Genomic DNA, 22,431 nt, shown 5'->3' with positions numbered 1-22,431 from the left:
CAGCGAGAGGTGATCGATGGCCGACACGGATCCCGCCGGGCCGGTGATGGACCGGGACGAGGTGGACCGTGCGCTGGCGCGGCTCGGCCAGGAGCACGAGGCGATCGAGACCTCGCTCCTCGCCCTGCAGGACCACGCGGGCCGACGACTGCTGGAGGGCGCCCGGCTGACGGGCGTCACCGCCGAGCGGTGGACGTCCACGGAGGCGGCGATCACGCTGCTGTGGACGTACTTCGACGCGTACACGGACGTGCTGCGCAAGGCGCGGGAGATCCGCGCCAGGCGCCGTTGGTCCAGCCGCGAGGACCTGGTGGAGCTGACGGAGTTGCTGCGCGGCGAGCCGGTGACGGTCGCCGGGAGCGCCGCGGCCACCGCCAACGTGCCGGCACCGCACGGCGGTCGGGCCGGCCCTGGCGTCCTCAGCGAGCGCTACTCGCTCTCCACGCTCGTCGACCGCATGAACGAGCTGTACGCGACCTCGCTGGACATGGTGGTCGCCGCGGACGCCGTCTGGTCCGCCCTCCCCGCCCGGATCGACCTACTGTCCGCCGAGCTCCAGCGCACGAGCAGACTGGCGCACTCCGTCGGCGTGCGCCCCGGCGAGCACCCGGCCGGCGACGACCTGGAACGGATCACCCGCACGCTCAAGAAGCTGCGTGAACAGGTGGTGTCCGATCCCCTCGCGTTCTGGAACCCGGCGGAGGGCAGCTCGGCGCCCGGCGGCGGTAAACCCGACACGACCGTCTACGACCGTGAGGCCCGCGCCCTGGAGGACGTCCGCCGCGAGATCGACGCGGTACTGACGGTCCGCCAGGACGCCGAGAAGCGCATCGTCCGCCTCCGTGACGTCCTCTCCCGCGCCGATCGCACCCTCGCGGAGGCGCGCACGGCGCGCGGCGAGGTGCTGGCGAAGATCGCGGCGACGGAGGTGCCGGTGGTCAGCGGCCCGCCGACGGCGCTCCAGGAGCAGCTGTCCACGGCGGCGGAGTACCGGCGCCACGCGCAGTGGCACCGGCTGTCCCCGCTCCTTGAATCGCTGGAGCAGAAGGCGGAGGACGAACTGCTGCGCGCCCGTGAGTCGTTGACCGCCGTCACCGCGCCGCTCGCGGTGCGCGCGGAACTGCGCGGGCGGCTGGACGCGTACAAGGCGAAGGTGTCCCGGCACGGTCTGGCCGAGGACCCGCTGCTGGTGGAGCGGTACGAGAAGGCGCGCCGCATGCTGTGGAGCGCGCCGTGCGACCTGCGCGCGGCGGAGCAGGCCGTGCTGCGCTACCAGCAGGCGGTGGCGGAGCTGCTGGGCGCGGCGCCCGGCGTACCGGGGCAGGGGGCAGGACCGGACGAGCGGAGGGGGCCGGGCACATGAGCGAACAGGGAACACAGGGACCGCCCGCGGCACCCTCGACCCCGGCGGCCCCCGCGGCACCCGCGCAGGAGCGGTCCGCCTGCCAGCGCCCCGGCTGCGAGGGCACGTACGACGACGTCGGCGGGGGCGAGCTGTACTGCGACACGTGCGGCATGGCGCCCGTGGTGTCGCCGACGGGCCTGGTGGCGTCACCCCCGACGGGCATCACGGCGGGCGGCCACGACTCGCACGGGGCGCGCTCGGGAGGCGGAGGCGCGGGCAGCGGGGGCGGAGCGGGCAGCGGGGGCGCGGGCAGCGACCGGAGCGGCCGCAGCGGTCGTAGCTCCCGCAGCTCCCGCACGTCCTCCCAGTCGTCGAAGTCGCGCCGCTCCGTCTCCGGACGGCTCTCCCGCTCGCTGTCCGGCCGGACGTCGGCGGGCCGTTCGGTGTCGGTGCGCAGCTCCGGTTCGGGTGCGGGAAGTTCGGGGCGGGGCCGGCTGGGTGCGGGGCTGGTGCAGGTGCCGCCGATCCCGCGGCCCGATCCGCGGCGGATGGTGCTGGACGACCCGGAGGTGCCGGAACGCAAGCGGTTCTGCTCGCGGTCGGACTGCGGGGCGCCGGTGGGCCGGGCCCGCCACGCCCGGCCGGGCCGCACGGAGGGCTTCTGCACCAAGTGCGGCCACCCGTACTCGTTCGTGCCGAAACTGGGCCCCGGTGACGTGGTGCACGGCCAGTACGAGGTGGTCGGCTGTCTGGCGCACGGCGGGCTCGGCTGGATCTACCTGGCCGTGGACCGGGCGGTGGCCGACCGCTGGGTGGTGCTGAAGGGCCTGCTCGACACGGGCGACCAGGACGCGATGGCGGCGGCGATCTCCGAGCGGCGGTTCCTCGCGGAGATCGAGCACGCCAACATCGTGCGGATCTACAACTTCGTCGAGCACCTCGACCAGCGCACCGGCTCCCTCGACGGCTACATCGTCATGGAGTACGTGGGCGGCAAGTCGCTGAAGGAGATCGCCAACGCCCGCCGCACCCCGGAGGGCCGGCGTGACCCGCTGCCGATGGAGCAGGCGTGCGCGTACGGCATCGAGGCGCTGGAGGCGCTCGGGCATCTGCACAGCCGCAACCTGCTGTACTGCGACTTCAAGGTCGACAACGCGATCCAGACCGAGGACCAGCTGAAGCTGATCGACATGGGCGCGGTGCGGCGGATGGACGACGAGGAGTCGGCCATCTACGGCACGGTCGGCTACCAGGCGCCGGAGGTCGCCGAGGCCGGCCCGTCCGTCGCCTCCGACCTGTACACGGTCGCCCGCACCCTCGCGGTCCTCACCTTCGACTTCCAGGGGTACACCAACGTCTACGCGGACTCCCTGCCGGACCCCGACACCATCGAGGTGTTCCGGCAGTACGAGTCCTTCTACCGGCTGCTCGTCCGGGCCACCGACCCGGACCCGGCGCGGCGGTTCGCCTCCGCGCAGGAGATGGCGGAGCAGCTCACGGGCGTGCTGCGGGAGGTCGTCTCGCTCCAGTCGGGGCAGGCGCGTCCGGCGCTGTCGACGCTGTTCGGTCCGGAACTGCGGGTGACGGACGCGGAGTTGTTCCCGGCGCTGGACGGGGACGTGTCCCGGCTGGGCGCCCGGCGCACCCGGACCCGCAAGGGCGCGCCGGCCGTCCCGGCGCCCGCGCTGCCTCCGTCCCCCGCGTCCCTGGTGCGGCCCGTGGACTGCCCCGCGGCCGCTCTCGCGCTGCCCGTGCCGCACGTCCAGCCCACCGATCCCAACGCCGGTTTCCTCGCCGGTCTGCTGGCGTCCGCGCCCGGCGAGCTGATCCACGCGCTGGCCGCCGCGCCCGACCCGTCGACCGAGACGCGGCTGCGCGCGGTGCGGGCCCGGCTGGAGACGGGCGAGTGGGCGACCGCGCTGGAGGCGCTGGCCGCGCTGGAGGCCGAGGACGCGGACGACTGGCGGGTGGTCTGGTACCGGGGCGTGGCCGCGCTCGTCACCGGCGACCACGAGGGCGCGGCGCTCGCCTTCGACGCGATCTACGACGCCTTCCCGGGCGAGATCGCGCCGAAGCTGGCGCTGGGGCTGTGCGCGGAGGTGCTGGGGCAGCTGGACAACGCGGCCGAGTACTACCGCCTGGTGTGGTCCACCGACCCGAGCTACGTCAGCGCCGCGTTCGGGCTGGCCCGGGTGCAGCTGGCGGCCGGCGACCGGCACGGCGCCGTGCGGACGCTGGAGTCGGTGCCGGAGTCCTCCATCCACTACACCGCCGCCCGGGTGGCGGCGGTCCGGGCGCGGCTGCGGGGGCGCACGGCGATCGCGGCGGACGCGCCGTTCCTGGACGACCTGACCGCCGCCGCGGGACAGGTCGAGGCCCTGGAGTCGTACGGTCTGGATCCGGCGCGCCGCGAGCTGTTGGCGGCGGAGGTCCTCGGTTGCGGACTGGACTGGGTACTCTCCGGGGGCCAGGGTTCCGCTCCTCCCGCCGCCGGGGGGCGGACGCTGCTCGGCAGCGGCCTGGACGAGCGTGGGCTGCGCTTCGGCCTGGAGCGCTCGTACCGCACGCTGGCCCGGCTGGCGCGCGGCGGCAAGGAGAGGATCGACCTGGTGGAACGTGCCAATCGTTACCGCCCCCGGACGTGGGTGTAGTTGATGTCGCAGATGCCCCAGCAGGCCGCGCTGTCGAAATGCCCGAGCTGCGAGGAACCCCTCGAGTCGGGTGATCGTTTCTGCGGTGCGTGCGGATACGACTTGTCGGCGGTCCCGGCGCGACCGGCGGACGACCCGACGATCGCGATGACCGCCACGGTCCCACCCCAGCCGGCGCCTTGGCCCGCCCAGTCGCCGGTGCCCCCACCGCCCCCGGGGGCGGTCCCTCCGGCACCCCCGGCCCAGGCACCGGCCGCCCCTCCGGCTCCGGCGAGCAACACCGCACCGGCCGGCGCGAGCCCCACCACCCCCGGCCCGCACGCAGCGGACCCGGCGGCGGCCCCTGCCGGATACCCGGCGCCCACCGGTCACGCGACGGGCGGAAGCCCCGCGGGAGACGGAGCCGCGCACCAGGCGGCTCACGGTGCGCACGCCGCGCCCGCGAGCAACAGCACACCGGCCGGCGCGAGCCCCACCACTCCCGGCCCGCACGCAGCGGCCCCGCCGGCCGCGACGCCCGGCGCCTCGACGGCGCATCCTGTCGGCCACCCCACGTCCGCCGGTCACGCGACGGGCGGAAGCCCCGCGGGAGACGCGGCCGCGCCCGGCGTGCCCGCGCGCCCGGCGGCGGCCGAGCCGGCCGCGCACGCGCAGCCCCCCGCCGCCGCGGCGGCCGTTCCGGGAACCCCCGTTCACGGACAACCCGCCCCCTCCGGAGGAGTCCGGCTCGACCGGCGGGCGACGGACGAGGGTGTCGCCGGCGACGACTACACCCTGCAGGCGCCCGACCCCCGTGTCGCCGCCGAGCCGCACGGCGCCGTGTGTGTGGCGTGCCGGGCCGGGCGGGTGGACGACGACGGTTACTGCGAGAACTGCGGCCACGCACAGCCGCGCGAACGGGACCACATGGAACAGGAATGCGGCCCCCTCGCCGCGGTCAGCGACCGCGGGCTGCGGCACCACCGCAACGAGGACGCCTTCGCCGTCGGCACGACCACGCTGCCCGACGGCTCCCCCGTGTCCGTGGCGGTCGTCTGCGACGGCGTGTCCTCGGCAACGCGCCCCGACGAGGCGTCACTCGCCGCCTCCCGAGCGGCGAACGCGTCCCTCCTCGACGCCCTGCCCCGCGGCACGCACCCCCAGCAGGCGATGCACGAGGCGATCCTCGCCGCCTCCGAGGCGGTCGACGCGCTGGCGGGCGAGCAGCCCGCGGAGCCCCGCGAGCACGCCCCGCAGCAGAACGCGCCCGCGTGCACGATCGTCGGCGCGGTGGTGACCGCGGGCCTGCTGGTCGTGGGCTGGGTCGGCGACAGCCGGGCGTACTGGATCCCGGTGGACCGATCCGCCCCGGTGGCGCGGCTGACCGAGGACGACTCGTGGGCCGCGCAGATGGTCGCCGCGGGCCTGATGGACGAGGCGGAGGCGTACGCCGACCCCCGCGCGCACGCCATCACCGGCTGGCTCGGCGCGGACGCGTACGAACTGGAGCCGCACACCGCGGCGTTCAAGCCGGACCGCCCCGGTGTGGTCGTGGTCTGCACGGACGGCCTGTGGAACTACGCCGAGTCCGCGGACGAGATGGCCGAGGCGGTGCCCGCCGACGCCGCCGCGCGCCCCCTGCACGCCGCCCGCGTACTGGTCGGTCACGCCCTCGACGGCGGCGGCCACGACAACGTAACAGTGGCGCTGGTGCCGTTCCCGGCCGTCCCGCAGGGGGCAGGATCGGCCTGAGGCCGCGAACACCGCGCGCCGCGCCCAGGACCGCGGCACACGCACGCACGCGTGTGCCGCACCCGCGTGCCGCGTACGCCCGGCCTCGCACGGGGAAGCTTCAACGGACCGGAGGGGACCGGTCCGTGAGGACGTCGTCGCCCCGCGCCGTCGGGGCACCGGAGGGGGAGCGAACCAGGCATGGCCAATTTCTCGAAATCGAACGTGCCGCAGTTCTCGGTGGACGTGTACCAGAACGAGTACCTGCCGGAGGGCGGCCGCGAGGTCAACGCGGTGGTGACGGTCACGGCGACCGGCGGCGGCACCATCGGCAGCGCGGTGACGGCGCCTCACCTGTACTCGCCCGGCGAGGGCCCGTCGGCGGCGGTGGTCCTCATGGTCGACTGCTCGGGCTCGATGGACCACCCGCCGACGAAGATGCGCAACGCGCGGGACGCGACGGCCGCCGCGATCGACACCCTCCGCGACGGCGTGCACTTCGCGGTGGTCGCCGGCACCCACCTGGCGCGGGAGGTGTACCCGGGCGACGGCCGGCTCGCGGTGGCCGGGCCGGACACCCGCGAGCAGGCCAAGCAGGCGCTGCGGAAGCTGAGCGCGGGCGGCGGCACGGCGATCGGGACGTGGCTGCGCCGCGCCGACCGGCTGCTGGCGTCGGCGGACGTGGCGATCCGGCACGGCATCCTGCTCACCGACGGCCGCAACGAGCACGAGTCGCCGGAGGACCTGAAGGCGGCGCTGGACGCCTGCGCCGGCCGGTTCACCTGTGACGCCCGCGGCGTGGGCACCGACTGGGAAGTGAAAGAAGTCACAGGCATCGCCTCGGCACTGCTCGGCACCGCCGACATCGTCGCCGACCCGGCCGGACTCGCCGCGGACTTCACGCGGATGATGGAGACGGCGATGGGCAAGGAGGTCGCGGACGTCTCGCTGCGTCTGTGGACCCCGGCCGGCGCCACCGTCACGTTCGTCAAGCAGGTCGCGCCGACGGTCGAGGAACTGACCGGCCGGCGTACCGAGGCGGGCCCCCGCGCGGGCGACTACCCGCTCGGTTCCTGGGGCGACGAGTCCCGTGACTACCACCTCTGCGTGGAGGTGCCGCCCGCCGCCGTGGGCCAGGAGATGCTCGCGGCGCGCGTCTCGCTGGTCATCCCGCACCCCGACGGCAGCGTGCAGAACCTGGGCGCGCAGGGGCTGGTGCGGGCCGTATGGACGGACGACCTGGCCGCGTCGACGTCGATCAACCCTCAGGTCGCCCACTACACGGGCCAGGCCGAACTGGCCGAAGTCATCCAAGAAGGGCTCGATCTCCGCAAAGTGGGAGACATGGACGGAGCAACGGCCAAACTGGGCCGTGCCGTCCAGCTCGCGAGCGCCTCCGGCAACGCCGATACTGCGAAACTGCTTGCGAAGGTGGTGGACGTCGTCGACGCCGCGACCGGTACTGTGCGACTGAAGGCGAAGGTCGAGGAGGCCGACGAGATGACACTCGAGACACGGTCGACCAAGACTGTTCGTGTAAAGAAATGATCTGCAAGTAATCGAGCCTGACCCCTCGGGGTTGGAGAAACCCGGTCGGAAACGACCGGAAAAGGAGAGGGGGAAGCGCCGACATGCCGACCTGCCCGAACGGACACCAGTCGGGTTCCGACGACTGGTGCGAGGTGTGCGGTCACCGCATGGCTGGTGCCGTGCCTCCACCTCCTCCCCCGCCCCCGGCGCCCGGTGGCGGCGGCTACGGCTTCCCTCCGTCCGGCGGCCCCGGCGGTGCTCCGGGCGGTCCCGGCGGCGGTTACGGCGGCCCCGGCGCGCAGCCGGAGCTGTGCCCGCAGTGCCGCACGCCGCGTGAGGGCGGTGCGCCGTTCTGCGAGGAGTGCCGGTGGAACTTCCTCACCAACACGGCGACCTCGTACACCCCGGCCGCCCCGCGCCCGCCGGCCCCCGGCCCGGGCGGTCCCGGCGGCGGCCCCGGTGGTCCCGGCGGCCCCGGCGGCCCCTACGGGCAGCAGCCGCCCCCTCCGTCGTACGGCGGCGGTGACGGGTTCGACTACCAGAGCTCGCGTCCCTCGCAGGTGAACCGGCCGGCCGAGCCGATCCCGCCGGGCCCGCCCGGCTTCGGCGGCGACCCCTCGCGCCCGGTCCCGCCTCCGCCCCCGCCCGTCCCCGGCCGCGGCAGCCCGGGCGGTCCCGGCGGTCCGAACGGCCCCGGCGCCCCGCAGGCGTTCCACTCCGGTCCCCCGGCCCCTCCCGGCTTCCCGCAGGAGACCGGCCGTCCCCCGCAGGGCGGCGGCCCGTCGTTCGGCGGCGGTGACGACGACTGGGTGATCTCCCCGCCGACCGGCGGTCCCGGTGGCCAGGGCGGTCCCGGTGGTCCCGGCGGTCCGAACGGCCCCGGCGGCCACGGCGGTTACGGCTACCCGCAGCAGGGCGGCGCCCAGGCGCCTCCCGGCCCCGGCGGTTTCCCGCAGCAGCCGCGGCAGCAGCAGGGCCCGGTCACCTGGACGGCGACCATCGGCCCCGACCGCGAGTACTTCATGGCGATGATGCAGCGCTCCGGCCCCGAGGCCGCGGGCCTGAACCTGCCCGCGTACTCGCCGGAGCAGCAGCGCACGCTCACCGGCAACCAGATCACCATCGGCCGCCGCCGGCACTCCACCGGCGACACCCCCGACATCGATCTGTCGACCCCGCCGGAGGACCCGGGTGTCTCGCACCAGCACGCGGTGCTGGTGCAGCAGCCGGACGGCAGCTGGGCGGTCGTCGACCAGAACTCGACGAACGGCACGACGGTCAACGGCTCCGAGGAGCCCATCCAGCCGTTCGTCCCGGTCCCGCTGCAGGACGGCGACCGGGTGCACGTGGGCGCCTGGACGACGATCACCATCCGCCGGGGCTGAGCCCCGGCGCCGCCGGTCCGGCCGCGGCGTTCGCGCCGCGGCCCGGCCGTGACCGTCCCAAGGGGGGCGGGTCCTAGGCCTTGAGTCCTATGCCGTGGTGTCTGAGACCATGGACGGCGTGACAGAGATTCGGCGCGGCACGCTTCAGGAGCAGACCTTCTACGAGCAGGTCGGCGGGGAGGAGACCTTCCGCCGACTCGTCCACCGTTTCTACCAGGGTGTGGCCGAGGACCCGCTGCTGCGGCCCATGTACCCGGAGGAGGACCTGGGCCCGGCCGAGGAGCGCTTCGCCCTGTTCCTCATGCAGTACTGGGGCGGTCCGAACACCTACAGCCAGAACCGGGGTCACCCGCGGCTGCGGATGCGGCACGCCCCGTTCAAGGTCGACCGTGCGGCGCACGACGCGTGGCTGAAGCACATGCGGGACGCCGTGGACGAGCTGGGGCTCTCCGAGGAGCACGAGCAGACCCTGTGGAAGTACCTGACGTATGCGGCCGCCTCCATGATCAATTCGCCGGACTGACGGAACCCCGGCCGACGGGGGTCACGTGGTCGTCACATTCCGAGCACGCGACTCCGCATTGCGATCACGATCAGGTCAAAAGCGGACTCGGACCGCTGTCTCCCGCCCTGTCCCTCTGACAGCATCCCCGAGAGGTCTGGACAACACGCGGGGGGTCGCGGGTGGATACCGCAGGGGGACCGGCGAGATTCGTGCTCGCCCGCGCGCGGGCGCACCGTCCGCTGCCGGCCGCCGCGCTGCTCACCGTCCTGCTGACCACGGCCGTCCTGGCCACCCTCACCGCCTACTCCACGACGATCGGCGACGCGGCCCTGCGGCACGCGCTGGCGAACCCCCGCGACGCCGCCGGCACCACGCTGCTCGTCAAGACCGAGTCACTGCCCGAGGGCGGCCGGGCCGCCGCCGACGCCGCCGTGCGCCGGGCGGCCGAGCGGGCCTACGACGGCCTGCCGGTGACGCTGCGCACCCTGGCCCGGTCCGGCCCGTACGGCCTGCCGCCCACTCTGCGCCCTGGCGGCCGGGCGTCGGGCGAGGAGCCGGACCTCACGCACTTCGCGGCGCTCGACCGCACCCAGGTGCGCATCACCGAGGGCCGGATGCCCGCCGCGCGCCCCGCAGGACCGGAGATCGAGGTCGCCCTCCCCGTGTCCGCCGCCCGTGAGCTGGGCCTGCGTCCGGGCGACCGGGTCACCCTGGACAACCGGCTGGAGGGCCCCGCGGCGCGGGTACGCGTCACCGGCCTCTACCGCCCGGCCGACACCTCCGCGCCCTACTGGCAGCTCGACGAGCTCGCCGGCCGCGGCATCGTCACGAAGCACTTCACCACCTACGGCCCGCTGCTCGCCGACCCCGCCGTGCTGACCGGGGGCCGGGTGAGCCCGGGGCCCGTGGGCTGGCTGGCGTCCGCCGACTTCTCCGGGATGACCACCGGCCGGGTCGACGCGCTGCGCACCGCCATGAAGGAAGGCGTGGCCGCGCTGCCCTCCGCGCCCGCCCTGCACGGCTCGGCGACCGCCGCCGGCGACCTGTCCGCCACCCTGGACCGCGTCGAGCGCGCCCTGTTCGTCTCCCGCTCCACGCTCCTCGTCGTGGTCCTCCAGCTCGCCCTGCTCGCCGCGTGCGCCCTGCTGCTGGTGGCCCGGCTGCTGACCGCCGACCGCGCGGCGGAGACCCGGCTGCTGCGGGCCCGCGGCGGCTCCCGCGCCCAGGTGGCCCGGCTCGCCGCCCTGGAGGCGCTGCTGCTGGCCGTCCCCGCGGCGCTGTGCGCGCCGCTGCTCGCGGGCCCGCTCACCCGGCTGCTCGCCGGGCGCGGCGCGCTGGCCCGGATCGATCTGCGTCTGGACGCGTCCGTCACCGAGGTCGCCTCGCGGGGAACGGTGTGGCTGGTGTCGGCGGGCGTGGCGCTGGGCTGCGCGCTGGCCGTCACACTCCCCGCGCTCGCCACCCCGTACGCCCCCGGCCGCGCCAGGCCGCTGCCCGGTCCGGTGCGGGCGGGCGGGGACCTGGGGCTGCTGGTGGTGGCCGGGGTGGCGTACTGGCAGCTGAGCCGCCGCTCGTCCGGCGCCGTCGGCGAGGGCCTGGGCGTCGATCCGCTGCTGGTGGCCGCACCGGCGCTGGCGCTGCTGGCCGGCACGGTGCTGACGCTGCGGCTGCTGCCCCTGCCGGCGCGGCTCGCCGAACGGCGGGCGGCCCGCACCCGGGGCCTGTCGGGGGCGCTGGCCGGGTGGCAGCTCAGCCGGCGTCCGATGCGCGGGGCGGGTCCGGTGCTGCTGCTGGTGCTCGCGGTGGCGCTGGGCATGCTGGCCGTCGGGCAGGGCTCCTCGTGGGAACGCTCGCAGGACGACCAGGCGGACTTCCGGGCGGGCACGCAGGTGCGCGTCCTGTCCAACGGCACCGAGGGCCCGGGACGCGGCGTCGCCTACGCGGCCGTCCCCGGCGTCCGTGCGGCCTCCCCCGCCTTCCGTACGACCGTGTCGCTGTCCGGCGGTCGGCAGGCGACCTTGCTGGCGCTGGACACCGAGGGGACCGCGGGCACCCTGCTGATGCGCCCCGATCTGGCGGACGTGCCGGTGCGCACGGCGCTGTCCGGGCTCGCCCCGAAGGGCGCCGCGGCGGGGGTCCGCATACCGGCCGGCGCCACGCGGCTGGCGCTGACCGCGTCCCTGCGCGGCCCGGACGCCACCGCCTCCGGCGACGTGACCGCCACCGTGGAGGACGCACACGGCACCCCGTACCCGCTGGCGTTCGGCGAGCTGCCCCAGGACGGGCGGCCGCACGACCTGGTCATCGACCTCGCGGCCGTCGCCGGAGGCCCGGCGGGCCCGCTGACCCTGACCGGGTTCCACCTGGACCTGCCGCAGCCGGTGTGGCCGCCCCGGGCGAGCCGGTTCGCCCTCACCGCGCTGACCGCCACGGACACCGCGGGCCGGGACCGCGCCCTGCCGCTGTCGGCCCGCTGGCAGCCGTCGCTCGAAGGCGACGGCCCGGAGACCGCCGACGACGACGCCGTACCGCCGCGGATGGCCGCGGGCGCCCCCGCCACCGTCGACTTCACCGCCGCGCCCTTCCCGCCCGACATGGCCTGGCTGCCCACGACGCTCACGCTCGACCTGCGCGTCCCGCAGCGGCGGGTGCCCGTGGTCGAGGGCGTGGCGACGGACCGGTACCTGGAGTCCACCGGCGCCCGGATCGGGCAGCGGCTGAGCGTGCAGCTCGGCGGCGGCAGCGTACCGGTGCGGATCGCCCGCGCGGTGCGGGCGCTGCCGACCACCCCGTCGGACGGGGCGGACGACGACGGCGGCGCCCTGCTGCTCGACCTGGCCTCCGTCAACCGCACGCTCCAGGCAGCCAAGGGCGAGGCCGTCCTGCCGAACGAGTGGTGGCTGGCCACCGGGTCGGGCGACTCCGCGCGGGTCGCGGCGGCGCTGCGGCAGCGGCCCGACGTCGACCCGTCGCGGGTGGTGGTGCGCGACGAGATCGCGGAGCGGCTGCGCGACGACCCGTTCGGCGCGGGCCCCGGCAACGCCTTCGCGGCGGCGGCCTTCGCGGCGGCCGCGCTGACGGCGGTCGGCTTCGCGGTGAGCGCGGCCGGTTCGCTGCGGGAGCGGTCCGCCGAGTTCGGGGTGCTCCGCGCCCTCGGCGCCTCCCGGCGGCGGCTGGCCCGGGTGGTGCTCGTCGAGCACACGGTGCTGGTGGGGACGGCGCTGGCGGTGGGCGTGGTGCTGGCCCGGGCGGTGATCCCGCTGGTGATGCTGACCGCCGAGGCCACCCGCCCGCTGCCCGGGGTGCTGGTGGTGCTGCCGCCGCTGCGCGTGGCGGCACTGCTCGCCGCCGTGGCGGCGGTCCCGTTCGTGATCACGGCCGTCCTGGCCCTGCGCAGGGTCGACGCGGTGTCCTCGCTGCGCGACCGGGGAGGTGAGTGAGGTGACCGGACGGCCCTCCGGACGGCCGCGCACGGCTGCCTCACGGGTGACGGTGCCCTGGGTGCGCACCCGGCTGCGGACCGCGCCGGGCACGGCGGCGGCGCTCGCGCTGCTGGTCGCGGTGACCGCGTTCCTCGCCGCCGCGCTGCCGCCGGCCTTCGACCGGTACGACGAGCGGGGCATGCGCCGGGCGCTGGAGGACGCGGGGCCGGTCCGCACCAGCGTCCAGATCCAGACGTCGGACGCCGACATGTTCCTGAGCGACGGGCCGTGGGAGGACCTGCTCTCCCGGGAGCGGGTGGAGGGCCCGTTCGCGCAGCTGCTCGCGCTGCCGGGCCGCGCGCTGCCCCTGGACGAGGACCAGTCGTCGGCCGGGGTGCGCACCACCCGGCCCATGAAGGCCCCGGACCCGTACCTGTCCCAGCCGGACGGTGTCGCCCCGGTGTTCCACCTGGTGGCGCAGGGTGGCATTGCCGAACACTCCCGGCTCACGGAAGGCCGGCTGCCGAAGGCCCCTGACGGCACCGGTGCCGCCGGACTGGAGGCCGCCGTCACCACGGAGACGGCCGCGAAGCTGAACATCCGGGTGGGCTCGGTCGTCCACTTCACCCGGGCGGAGGGCGACCCGTTCGCCGTGCGCGTCACCGGCCTGGTCGCCCCCCGCGAACCGGACGGGGCCTACTGGTCCACGATCCCCGAACTGGGCCGGCCGCACCGCATGGCCACCCAGGGCCCCGTGCCCAGCCAGTACTGGGCCGGCGCCCTGCTGCTGGCGCCGGACGCGGGCCCGGCGCTCCTGGACACGCCGGGGGCACCCGCGCGGTACTGGAACCTGGCCCCCGACCTCACGGCCCTGCAAGGCCGTGACCTGGAAGAACTGACGTCGGTCATCGCCTCCTTGGAGGGCGGGCCGCTGCTGGAGCGGGTCACCGCGACCGTCTCACCGCACCTGGACGTGTCCACCGACCTCGACGACGTGCTCGGCGGCTACGAGGGCCTGTGGTCGGCCATCGGTCCCCTCGTCGCCGTCGCCGCCTTCGGCACCGGCACGGTCGCGGCCGTGGTCCTGTGCATGGCGGGCGGCCTCGCCGCCGAGCGCCGCCGCGCCGAACTCACCCTGCTGCGCGCCCGGGGCGCCTCGCTCCGCGGTCTTGCGGGCCGGCTGCTCGCGGAGACGGCGGTGGTCGCCGTGCCCGCCGCCGCCCTCGGTCTGCTGGCCGCGCGGCTTACCGTCGGCACCGGCCGGACCGCGCAGTCCGTGGCCGCGGCGGGCGCCGTCGCCGTGATCGCCGCCCTCGCCCTGCCGCTGCGCGCCGTGGCCGTCCACCGTGCCGTGGGGGTGCACACCGGCCGCGAGGACGTGGTCCGGGCCCGCCCGTCCCAGCGGCGCCTGGTCGCCGAGGTGACGCTGCTCGCCGTGGCGGCGGGCGCGGTTCTGACCCTGCGGACGCGCGGCACGTCCGCCGAGGGCGACCCCACCGGCGACGAGCTGGTGTCGCTGGCCCCCGTGCTCGTGGCGGTGATCGCCGCCCTGGTGCTGGTGCGCCTGTACCCGCTGCCGCTGCGCGGCCTGGCCCGCCCGGCGCGGCGGATGCGGGGTGTGGTCGGCCCGCTGTCGCTGGCCCGGGCGGGACGCGCGGGCGGTTCCACGGTGCTGCCGCTGCTCGCGCTGCTGACCGCGCTGACCACCGCCGCGTTCGGCGGCTCGGTCCTCACCGGGGTGACCGACGCCCGGGAGCGCGCCGCGGTGTTCGCCGTCGGCGCGGACGCCCGCGTCGACAACCTCGGCGAGGGAGCGGCGAACGTGGAGGAACGCGTACGGCGCGCCCCCGGCGTCGAGGACGTCACCCCGGTGAAGGTGTCGTACACCGCGCTCGCCGGAAGCCAGCGCGTGTCCCTGGCCGGGGTCGAACCGGACGCGTACGCGGCGCTGAGCGGCCGTCTGGATTCCGGCGCCTTCGACGCGGACACGCTGAAGGCGGACGGTGAGGACGACGACGCGGTGCCCGCGCTGGGCTCCCCCGCGATGGAGGAGCGGTTCGGCGACGACCCGTTCCCGGTGATCCTGGACGACGGCGACTCGTTCACCGCGCGGATCGTGGCGGTGCGCACCTGGACGCCGGCGCTCGGCGCGGACGACTTCCTGGTGGTGGACGGCTCCGCCCTGCGCACCTGCCTCGAACCGCCCACCGGGCTGCTCGTCACCGGCGACGACCCGGACGCGGCGGCGCTGAAGAAGGCGGCCGGCGGGGACGCGCAGGTCCGGCTCCGGTCGGACGTGGTCGCCGCCACCGTCGAGTCGCCCCTGCAGACCGGCGCCGAGCGCGTCTACGCGGCCGCCGTGGCGGCGGGCGCCGGGTACGCCGCGCTCGCCCTGCTGCTGACCCTGCTGCGCGCCGCGCCCGAACGCGCCGCGCTGCTGGCCCGGCTGCGCACCATGGGCCTCACCCGCGCCCAGGGCAGACGGCTGCTGATCCTGGAGTCGCTGCCGCAGGCACTGCTCGCCGCGGTCGGCGGCGCCCTCACCGCGTGGGCGGCGATACGGCTGCTCGCGCCCGGCATCGACCTGACGACGGTCGCCGTCGCCTCGGGCGCGCCCGCCGCGGGACGCGCCCTGCTGCGCGCCGACCAGCTGTCCCTGCTGGTGCCGGCGCTGGCGGTGGTCGCCCTGACCGTCGGCGTCGCGGCGGCCCAGGCCTGGTGGTCGGGGCGCAGGGGCGCGGTCCGCGAACTTCGGGCGGGTGACGTCCGATGACCCCGCCCGACTCCGTGTCTCTCCCCGCAGGAGGCTCCCGATGACCTCGGACCCGACCCTCGCCGACCTCACCGAGCGCGTCACGGCCCGCCGCGACCGGCCCGCGTACGGCCATGACGCGCTCATCACCTGCGACCGCCTGGTGCGTGTGTTCACCGCGGACGGCGTGGAGGTGCAGGCGCTCCAGGGGCTCGACCTGCTGGTGCGGGAGGGCGAACTGATGGCGCTGGTGGGGGCGTCCGGCTCCGGCAAGTCGACCCTGATGAACATTCTGGCCGGCCTGGACACCCCCACGGCCGGCGCGGCCCGGGTGGCGGGCCGTGACCTGCTGACGATGTCGGCGCGGGACCGGCTCGCCTACCGCCGTGAGGTCGTCGGCTTCGTGTGGCAGCAGACCTCCCGCAATCTGCTGCCGTATCTGACGTCGGCGCAGAACGTGGCGCTGCCGATGCAGCTCTCCGGCCGCCCCGGCGGACGCTCCCGCTCAGCGCGCCGGGCCCGCGCCGAACGCGCCCTGGAACTCCTGGAGATGCTCGAGGTGGCGGACTGCCGGGACCGGCGCCCGCACGAGATGTCCGGCGGTCAGCAGCAGCGGGTCGCCATCGCCGTGGCCCTCGCGGGCGACCCGGCGGTGCTGCTCGCGGACGAACCGACCGGCGAGCTGGACTCGCACACCGGCGAGCGGATCTTCGCCGCGTTCCGCACGGCCAACGAACGGCTCGGCACGACCGTCGTGATCGTCACCCACGACCAGGCGGTGGCCAACGAGGTCAGCCGCACGGTCGCCATCCGCGACGGCCGCACCTCGACGGAGGTCCTGCGCCGCAGCGAGGTCGACGAGGCCACGGGCCACGAGAAGGTGGTCGCCCGCGAATACGCGATGCTGGACCGCGCGGGCCGCCTCCAACTCCCGTCCGAGTACACCGGCGCACTGGGCATGCGGGACAGGGTGGCCCTGGAACTGGAGTCCGACCACATCGGGGTGTGGCCGGACGACAGCGGGCGGGAGGAGGGGTGAACTCGGCGGGCGCCGGGCCAGCGGACGCGGGGACGCGAGAAAGGTGCCGCGAGTCAGCGAACGCCGCACCCGAGAGCGCGCCCGCGCCCCGAGCCCGAACCCCTCAGCGGACGCTGAGCCCAAGTGCCCCCACGCCCGCCCGGCGGACGGCGACGGACCCGAAGGGCGTCCGCAGCCGCAGCCACGAGCCGGACGAGAACAGGGCCTGGTCCTCACCACGGAGGAATCCGAGCGACTGGGCGGCGTGCACGGCACGCACGGGCAGACCGGTGTCCGCGACCGTGCGGGACCATATCTCCCGCCCGATCCGGTCGAGTTCGGTCCGCGTCCGCTGCTCGGGCGGCAACTGCTCACTCCGGGACCGGAATTCCGCGACAGACGCGGCGACGAGCCCCCGCAGCCGCTCCGGCCCGGGCAACCCCGGCACGGGCTGCCAGCCACCGCGAGGCGGGAGCACCCCGGCCCACGGCGGCCCGGTGACCGCCGCCGGGACGGCCGCGGTGGCGGCGGACTCGTCCACCGACTCCAGCAGCTCGCCGGCGGACACGGTCACGTCCAGGGTGACGTCGAGCCCGTTCTCGTACGGCTTGGCCAGCCGCACCGCGCGGATCGCCAGCACCTCGAAGGAGGGCGGCCGGCCGAACACGGCGAGCGCCGTGCCGGCGGCCTGCAGGCGTACCGCTGCTCCACGGTCGTAGTGGAGCAGCCGGGAGAGGAAGGCGGCGAGGTCCGCCGCCTCCCCCTCGTCGGCGAGGTGGAGCACCGTCATGCGGCGACGGCCCCCTGGCTCCCGGAGTCGTCCATGTACTCCTTGAGGAAGGCGCGCTCCTCCTCGGTGATACGGCGGGGCCGCTGCGCCTCGAAGTCGAACGGCACGATCACCGTCGACGCGCGGACGTAGACCAGGTCGTCGTCCTTCACCTCGTAGGTGAGGGTGAAGGACGCCGCCCTGATCTCCGTGACCCACAGCTCGACGTCGACCGGGTGGTGCCGGTGCACGAGCTGCCGCTTGTAGTCGATCTCGTGGCGCGCCACCACGGACCCCTGCTGGAAGTCCTTCTCCGGGCGGAACAGGAAGTCGATACGGGCCTCCTCCAGATAGCGGAGGAACACCACGTTGTTGACGTGGCCGTACGCGTCCATGTCCGCCCAGCGCAGCGGGCAGCGGTAGATGTGCCGCAAGAGATCAGCCCCGGGTCAGCTTCTTGTAGGTGGCGCGGTGCGGGCGGGCGGCGTCCGGGCCGAGCCGCTCGATCTTGTTCTTCTCGTACGACTCGAAGTTGCCCTCGAACCAGAACCACTTGGAGTCGCCCTCGTAGGCCAGGATGTGCGTCGCCACGCGGTCGAGGAACCACCGGTCGTGGGAGACGACCACGGCGCAGCCGGGGAACTCCAGCAGCGCGTTCTCCAGGGAGGAGAGCGTCTCGACGTCGAGGTCGTTGGTCGGCTCGTCGAGGAGCAGCAGGTTGCCGCCCTGCTTGAGGGTGAGCGCGAGGTTGAGGCGGTTGCGCTCACCGCCGGAGAGCACACCGGCCGGCTTCTGCTGGTCCGGACCCTTGAACCCGAACGCGGACACGTACGCCCGGCTCGGCATCTCGACCTGTCCGACGTTGATGTAGTCGAGGCCGTCGGAGACGACCTCCCACAGCGTCTTCTTGGCATCGATGTTCTCGCGGCTCTGGTCGACGTACGAGATCTTGACCGTGTCGCCGACCTTGATCGTGCCGGAGTCGGGCTGCTCGAAGCCCTGGATCATCTTGAACAGCGTGGTCTTGCCGGCGCCGTTCGGGCCGATCACACCGACGATGCCGTTACGCGGCAGGGTGAAGCTGAGGTCGTCGATGAGGAGCTTGTCGCCGAAGCCCTTGGTGAGGTTGTTGACCTCGACCACGACGTTGCCCAGACGCGGGCCCGGCGGGATCTGGATCTCCTCGAAGTCCAGCTTCCGCATCTTGTCGGCCTCGGCGGCCATCTCCTCGTAGCGGGCCAGACGCGCCTTGGACTTGGCCTGGCGGCCCTTGGCGTTGGAGCGCACCCACTCGAGCTCTTCCTTGAGGCGCTTCTGCCGCTTGGCGTCCTTCTGGCCCTCGACCTTGAGGCGGGCGGCCTTGGTCTCGAGGTACTTGGAGTAGTTGCCCTCGTAGCCGTGCAGGCGGCCGCGGTCGACCTCGCAGATCCACCCGGCGACGTTGTCGAGGAAGTACCGGTCGTGGGTCACGGCCACGACGGTGCCCTCGTACTTGGCGAGGTGCTGCTCCAGCCAGTTCACCGACTCGGCGTCGAGGTGGTTGGTGGGCTCGTCGAGGAGCAGCAGGTCGGGCTGCTCGAGGAGGAGCTTGCAGAGCGCGACGCGGCGCTTCTCACCGCCGGAGAGGTTGGTGACGGGCCAGTCGCCGGGCGGGCAGCCCAGGGCGTCCATGGCCTGCTCGAGCTGGGCGTCGAGGTCCCAGGCATTGGCGTGGTCCAGCTCCTCCTGCAGCTTGCCCATCTCTTCGAGCAGCGCGTCGGAGTAGTCGGTCGCCATCTGCTCGGCGATCTCGTTGAACCGGTCGAGCTTGCCCTTGATCTCGGCGACGCCGTCCTGCACGTTCTCCAGGACCGTCTTCGACTCGTCCAGCGGCGGCTCCTGCAGCAGGATGCCGACGGTGTAGCCGGGCGTGAGGAACGCGTCACCGTTCGAGGGCTGCTCAAGCCCCGCCATGATCTTCAGAACGGTCGACTTACCGGCGCCGTTCGGGCCGACGACGCCGATCTTCGCCCCGGGGAGGAAGTTCAGGGTGACGTCGTCGAGGATCACCTTGTCGCCGTGCGCTTTGCGCGCCTTGCGCATGGTGTAAATGAACTCAGCCAAGAGAAACCGTCCGGCAACTTGAAATCTGGCAGTGGGCAGATACACCCCATCTTGCCCGACCGCCACCCCTGGGGGGAAACCCGTATCGCGGCAGGGCCCTGACCTGGGGGTACGCGGGTGCGGGGCGCGGCGGGAGTGTCACGTTCGGTCACGGCCCCGCGTTCCCTCCCAGTACTGTGCGGCCGCATGACCGACACCGAGATCGAGATCACCGCCGACCTGGTCCGCGAGTTGCTGCGGGAGCAGCACCCGGACCTGGCGGGGCTCCCCGTCCGCGAGGTGGACGGCGGCTGGGGCAACCGGATGTGGCGTCTCGGGGACGAGCTGGCGGTGCGTATGCAGCGCATGGACCCCACCCCCGAGCTCCAGTTCAACGAGCGGCGATGGCTGCCCGTGCTGGCCCCGCGTCTGCCGCTTCCGGTGCCGACCCCGGTGCGGTCCGGCGAACCGTCCGCCCGCTTCCCCAAGCACTGGACCGTGATGACGTGGGTGCCCGGCGATCCGCTGGACCGCTCCTCGATCAGCCGCGGCGACCACGCGGCCGACACCCTGGCCGGCTTCCTCCGGGCGCTCCATGTGGAGGCGCCCGCCGACGCGCCGGTCAGCAGGGACCGCGGCGGACATCCCAAGGAGTGCACGGACGGCTTCGACCGGTTCTTCCACGCCGTCGTCCCCGACGACCTCGCGGGCGACGTCCGCGCCGTCTGGGACGACGCCGTCGCCGCGCCCGAGTGGGAGGGGCCGCCGCTCTGGGTGCACGGCGACCTGCACCCGGCCAATGTGGTCGTCTCGGACGGAACGCTTACGGGCGTGATCGACTTCGGCGACATGTTCGCCGGCGACCCCGCGTGGGACCTGGCGGCCGCCTGGGTCATCCTCCCCGCGGGCGCCGCCTCCCGCTTCTTCGCCGCCTACGGAAACACGGACGCGGGGACGATACGGCGCGCCCGCGGGCTGGCCGCGCTGAAGAGCCTGTTCCTCATGCTGATAGGCCGGAACGGGGACCTGGGCCTTCCCGGCGGCAAGCCGGCGTGGGGCCCGGCGGGCAGGGCGGCGCTCGAGCGCGTGCTGAAGGGCTGACGCGTCGGGCGACCGCGTGACAGGTCGGGGCAGGTGCGCGCTCACGGCTGTTGCGAGCGCATCGCACCTGGTCAGGCCATGTACGACGGCTGTAGCCGCAATGCGTTCCTTCTGCCACGGTGTGGCGCATGGACGGGAAGCAGCACGCACACCACGACCATGACCGGCCAACAGGGACAGGGCGGTTGAGACACCGCCTCGCCCACCTCCTCACCCCTCACACCCACGAGGCCGGCGACAAGGTGGACGCCGCCCTGGAGACCTCCCGCGAGGGCATGCGCACGCTGTGGATCTCGCTGGCCGTCCTGGGCGTCACCACCGTCGTCCAGGCCGTGATCGTCGCCCTGTCCGGGTCCGTGGCCCTGCTCGGCGACACCGTCCACAACGCCGCGGACGCCCTGACCGCCGTCCCGCTGGGCATCGCCTTCCTCCTCGGCCGGCGCGCGGCCAACCGCCGCTACACCTACGGCTACGGCCGCGCCGAGGACCTGGCCGGCGTCCTCATCGTCGCCACCATCGCCGCCTCCGCCGTCCTGGCCGCCTGGACGGCCGTCGACCGCCTCCTCGACCCCCGCGACATCACCCACCTGTGGGCCGTCTCCGGCGCCGCGCTCGCCGGCTTCGCCGGGAACGAATGGGTGGCCCGCTACCGCATCCGCACCGGACGCCGCATCGGTTCCGCCGCCCTGGTGGCCGACGGCCTGCACGCCCGCACCGACGGCTTCACCTCCCTGGCCGTCCTGCTGGGCGCCGGCGGCACCGCCCTCGGCTGGCGCGCCGCCGATCCGGTCGTCGGCCTCCTCATCACCCTGGCCATCCTGCTGGTCCTCAAGGACGCGGCCCGCGAGGTCTACCGGCGCCTGATGGACTCCGTCGACCCGGAACTCGTCGCCACGGCCCACGCCACCCTGCGCGGTGTCGACGGCGTACTCGACACGGGGCAGGTGCGGATGCGGTGGATCGGCCACGCCCTGCGCGCGGAGGCGGACATCGTCGTGGACGCGCGGCTCACCGTGGCCGAGGCCCACCGCATCGCCGTCGCCGCCGAACACGCCCTCATCCACGCGGTCCCCCGCCTCACGGCCGCCACGGTCCACACCGACCACCCACCGCTCGAGGACGACCCCCACGCCACCCTCCACCACCACGCCCCGGCCGGCCGGCGGGCGGCACCCGCACCCGCCCACCTCCCGAACTGATCCCTCCGAGGGCGGGTGCGTGCCACGATCACCCCCATGGTCATGTGCGCGTACTTCTCGGCCCCGGACGACGCCGCCGCCCTCGGGGTACTGGACCAGCCCGGCGGCCCCCACGGCTCCGCGTTCGACACCCTCCCGCTCAGGGGGTTCGATCCGGTGATCGTCATGGTCGACCTGGAGGCCCTGCTCACCGACTGCTCCTACGACGAGGCCGCCGCGCGCCCTCGCTCCGGCAAGGTGCTGGCGTCCCCGGACGCCGGTACCGCGTGCGTCGTCAGCGTCTCCGACACCCTGCAGGAGGCCCTGACGACCCCCCCTCTCACCTCCCTCACCGACGTCGTGGCCCGCTGGGCCGGAACCGACGAACTGCGCCAGCTCGACGTCACCCCCGAGACCGCCCTCGAGGCGCTGGCCCTCCTCACCGAACTCGCCGGCCGCGCCCGCTCTGCGAAGCACCGCCTGTTCTGCTGGTGGGCGCTCTGAACCGGCTCGCCGAGACCGTGAGTCCGTCTCCTCGGCATTTCCGGTGGCGCCCGTCCGCTCGCTCGGAGAGGATCACCGGCATGGCCCCGACGGTGGCGAACATGGCGATCGACTGCGCGAGCCCCTGCGAACTCGCCCTCTTCCGGAGCGAGGTGACCGGGCAGCCGGCCGACCCCGAGGACGGACCGGGTGACACCGAGACCGCGATCACCCTGCCGAACGGCACGGCCCTGTACTTCAACCAGGTGCCGGAACCGAAGACCGCCAAGAACCGGCTCCGCCTGTGTCTGCGCCCCGACACCTCACGCGACGCGGAGGTCGAACGGCTGCTCGCACTGGGCGCCTCCCTGGTCGCCGGTCACCGGCGGCCCGACGGCTGGGGATGGGTCGTGCTCGGCGACCCCGAGGGCAACGAGTTCTGCGTCCTCCTCGCCGAAGCCGAACGGGCCGCGCTGCCCCCGGTGTCCGCGTAGCCGGGA

The 22,431-nt window shown here is 74.7% G+C and carries 16 protein-coding genes; 13 read left to right on the top strand and 3 right to left on the bottom strand.

What is annotated here, in order from left to right; genetic code table 11:
• The first annotated feature begins 16 nt into the window (after positions 1–16).
• From ACQY0Z_RS12185 to ACQY0Z_RS12145, 9 genes are all read left to right on the top strand, one after another.
• Positions 17–1,363: a hypothetical protein gene (locus tag ACQY0Z_RS12185; RefSeq protein ID WP_189905504.1), complete on the top strand. Its 1,347-nt coding sequence runs from the start codon at positions 17–19 to the stop codon at positions 1,361–1,363.
• Positions 1,360–3,996: a tetratricopeptide repeat protein gene (locus ACQY0Z_RS12180; RefSeq protein WP_439812247.1), complete on the top strand. Its 2,637-nt coding sequence runs from the start codon at positions 1,360–1,362 to the stop codon at positions 3,994–3,996. The genes ACQY0Z_RS12185 and ACQY0Z_RS12180 overlap by 4 nt, the downstream gene beginning before the upstream one ends.
• Before the next feature lie 198 nt (positions 3,997–4,194).
• Positions 4,195–5,727, top strand: a complete 1,533-nt coding sequence (locus tag ACQY0Z_RS12175; RefSeq protein WP_439813358.1) for a PP2C family protein-serine/threonine phosphatase — start codon at positions 4,195–4,197, stop codon at positions 5,725–5,727.
• A gap of 180 nt (positions 5,728–5,907) precedes the next feature.
• Entirely contained in the window at positions 5,908–7,254 is a 1,347-nt protein-coding gene (locus ACQY0Z_RS12170) for a vWA domain-containing protein (RefSeq protein ID WP_189898131.1), read from the top strand.
• 83 nt (positions 7,255–7,337) lie between these two features.
• Positions 7,338–8,621, top strand: a complete 1,284-nt coding sequence (locus tag ACQY0Z_RS12165; RefSeq protein ID WP_439812246.1) for an FHA domain-containing protein — start codon at positions 7,338–7,340, stop codon at positions 8,619–8,621.
• Between the two features lie 109 nt (positions 8,622–8,730).
• Positions 8,731–9,144, top strand: coding sequence for a globin (locus tag ACQY0Z_RS12160; protein ID WP_019527608.1), 414 nt, complete (start codon positions 8,731–8,733; stop codon positions 9,142–9,144).
• 191 nt (positions 9,145–9,335) lie between these two features.
• A complete protein-coding gene (locus ACQY0Z_RS12155; protein WP_439812245.1) occupies positions 9,336–12,566 on the top strand; it encodes an FtsX-like permease family protein in 3,231 nt (1,076 codons plus the stop codon).
• A 1-nt stretch (position 12,567) separates the two neighbouring features.
• A complete protein-coding gene (locus ACQY0Z_RS12150; protein ID WP_439812244.1) occupies positions 12,568–15,321 on the top strand; it encodes an ABC transporter permease in 2,754 nt (917 codons plus the stop codon).
• 40 nt (positions 15,322–15,361) lie between these two features.
• Entirely contained in the window at positions 15,362–16,339 is a 978-nt protein-coding gene (locus ACQY0Z_RS12145; protein ID WP_189898123.1) for an ABC transporter ATP-binding protein, read from the top strand.
• Positions 16,340–16,442: 103 nt separating this feature from the next.
• Here the strand turns inward: ACQY0Z_RS12145 and ACQY0Z_RS12140 are convergent, their stop codons facing one another.
• Genes ACQY0Z_RS12140 through ettA form a run of 3 tightly spaced genes read right to left on the bottom strand, consistent with a single transcriptional unit; the run spans position 16,443 to position 19,190 of the window.
• On the bottom strand, positions 16,443–17,108 hold the full coding sequence (locus ACQY0Z_RS12140; protein WP_347226742.1) for a hypothetical protein: 666 nt from the start codon (positions 17,106–17,108) through the stop codon (positions 16,443–16,445).
• Positions 17,105–17,521, bottom strand: a complete 417-nt coding sequence (locus tag ACQY0Z_RS12135) for an acyl-CoA thioesterase (protein ID WP_019527603.1) — start codon at positions 17,519–17,521, stop codon at positions 17,105–17,107. Before ACQY0Z_RS12135 ends, ACQY0Z_RS12140 begins: the two co-directional genes overlap by 4 nt.
• 4 nt (positions 17,522–17,525) lie before the next feature.
• Positions 17,526–19,190 carry an energy-dependent translational throttle protein EttA gene (gene ettA / locus ACQY0Z_RS12130; RefSeq protein ID WP_189898120.1) on the bottom strand — a complete coding sequence of 555 codons (1,665 nt, stop codon included), beginning with the start codon at positions 19,188–19,190 and terminating at the stop codon, positions 17,526–17,528.
• A 186-nt stretch (positions 19,191–19,376) separates the two neighbouring features.
• Between ettA and ACQY0Z_RS12125 the strand changes: the two genes are divergently transcribed.
• From ACQY0Z_RS12125 to ACQY0Z_RS12110, 4 genes are all read left to right on the top strand, one after another.
• A complete protein-coding gene (locus ACQY0Z_RS12125; protein ID WP_439812243.1) occupies positions 19,377–20,270 on the top strand; it encodes an aminoglycoside phosphotransferase family protein in 894 nt (297 codons plus the stop codon).
• A gap of 128 nt (positions 20,271–20,398) precedes the next feature.
• Positions 20,399–21,469: a cation diffusion facilitator family transporter gene (locus tag ACQY0Z_RS12120; protein ID WP_381730694.1), complete on the top strand. Its 1,071-nt coding sequence runs from the start codon at positions 20,399–20,401 to the stop codon at positions 21,467–21,469.
• A 36-nt stretch (positions 21,470–21,505) separates the two neighbouring features.
• Positions 21,506–21,952: a hypothetical protein gene (locus ACQY0Z_RS12115; protein ID WP_439812242.1), complete on the top strand. Its 447-nt coding sequence runs from the start codon at positions 21,506–21,508 to the stop codon at positions 21,950–21,952.
• A gap of 80 nt (positions 21,953–22,032) precedes the next feature.
• A complete protein-coding gene (locus ACQY0Z_RS12110) occupies positions 22,033–22,425 on the top strand; it encodes a VOC family protein (protein ID WP_439812241.1) in 393 nt (130 codons plus the stop codon).
• Positions 22,426–22,431: the final 6 nt, after the last annotated feature.

The organism is Streptomyces sp. P9-2, assembly GCF_051903975.1.
In the GTDB taxonomy this organism is placed as follows: Bacteria; Actinomycetota; Actinomycetes; order Streptomycetales; family Streptomycetaceae; genus Streptomyces; species Streptomyces cellulosae.
Note: the sequence above shows the minus strand (reverse complement) of the source record. Positions and strands in the feature narration are given on the sequence as shown.

Coding starts and splice junctions, on each gene's coding strand:
- ACQY0Z_RS12185 (WP_189905504.1), top strand. CDS start 17: ATGGCCGACACGGATCCCGCCGGGCCGGTGATGGACCGGGACGAGGTG.
- ACQY0Z_RS12180 (WP_439812247.1), top strand. CDS start 1,360: ATGAGCGAACAGGGAACACAGGGACCGCCCGCGGCACCCTCGACCCCG.
- ACQY0Z_RS12170 (WP_189898131.1), top strand. CDS start 5,908: ATGGCCAATTTCTCGAAATCGAACGTGCCGCAGTTCTCGGTGGACGTG.
- ACQY0Z_RS12165 (WP_439812246.1), top strand. CDS start 7,338: ATGCCGACCTGCCCGAACGGACACCAGTCGGGTTCCGACGACTGGTGC.
- ACQY0Z_RS12160 (WP_019527608.1), top strand. CDS start 8,731: ATGGACGGCGTGACAGAGATTCGGCGCGGCACGCTTCAGGAGCAGACC.
- ACQY0Z_RS12145 (WP_189898123.1), top strand. CDS start 15,362: ATGACCTCGGACCCGACCCTCGCCGACCTCACCGAGCGCGTCACGGCC.
- ACQY0Z_RS12140 (WP_347226742.1), bottom strand. CDS start 17,108: ATGACGGTGCTCCACCTCGCCGACGAGGGGGAGGCGGCGGACCTCGCC.
- ACQY0Z_RS12125 (WP_439812243.1), top strand. CDS start 19,377: ATGACCGACACCGAGATCGAGATCACCGCCGACCTGGTCCGCGAGTTG.
- ACQY0Z_RS12120 (WP_381730694.1), top strand. CDS start 20,399: ATGGACGGGAAGCAGCACGCACACCACGACCATGACCGGCCAACAGGG.
- ACQY0Z_RS12115 (WP_439812242.1), top strand. CDS start 21,506: ATGGTCATGTGCGCGTACTTCTCGGCCCCGGACGACGCCGCCGCCCTC.
- ACQY0Z_RS12110 (WP_439812241.1), top strand. CDS start 22,033: ATGGCCCCGACGGTGGCGAACATGGCGATCGACTGCGCGAGCCCCTGC.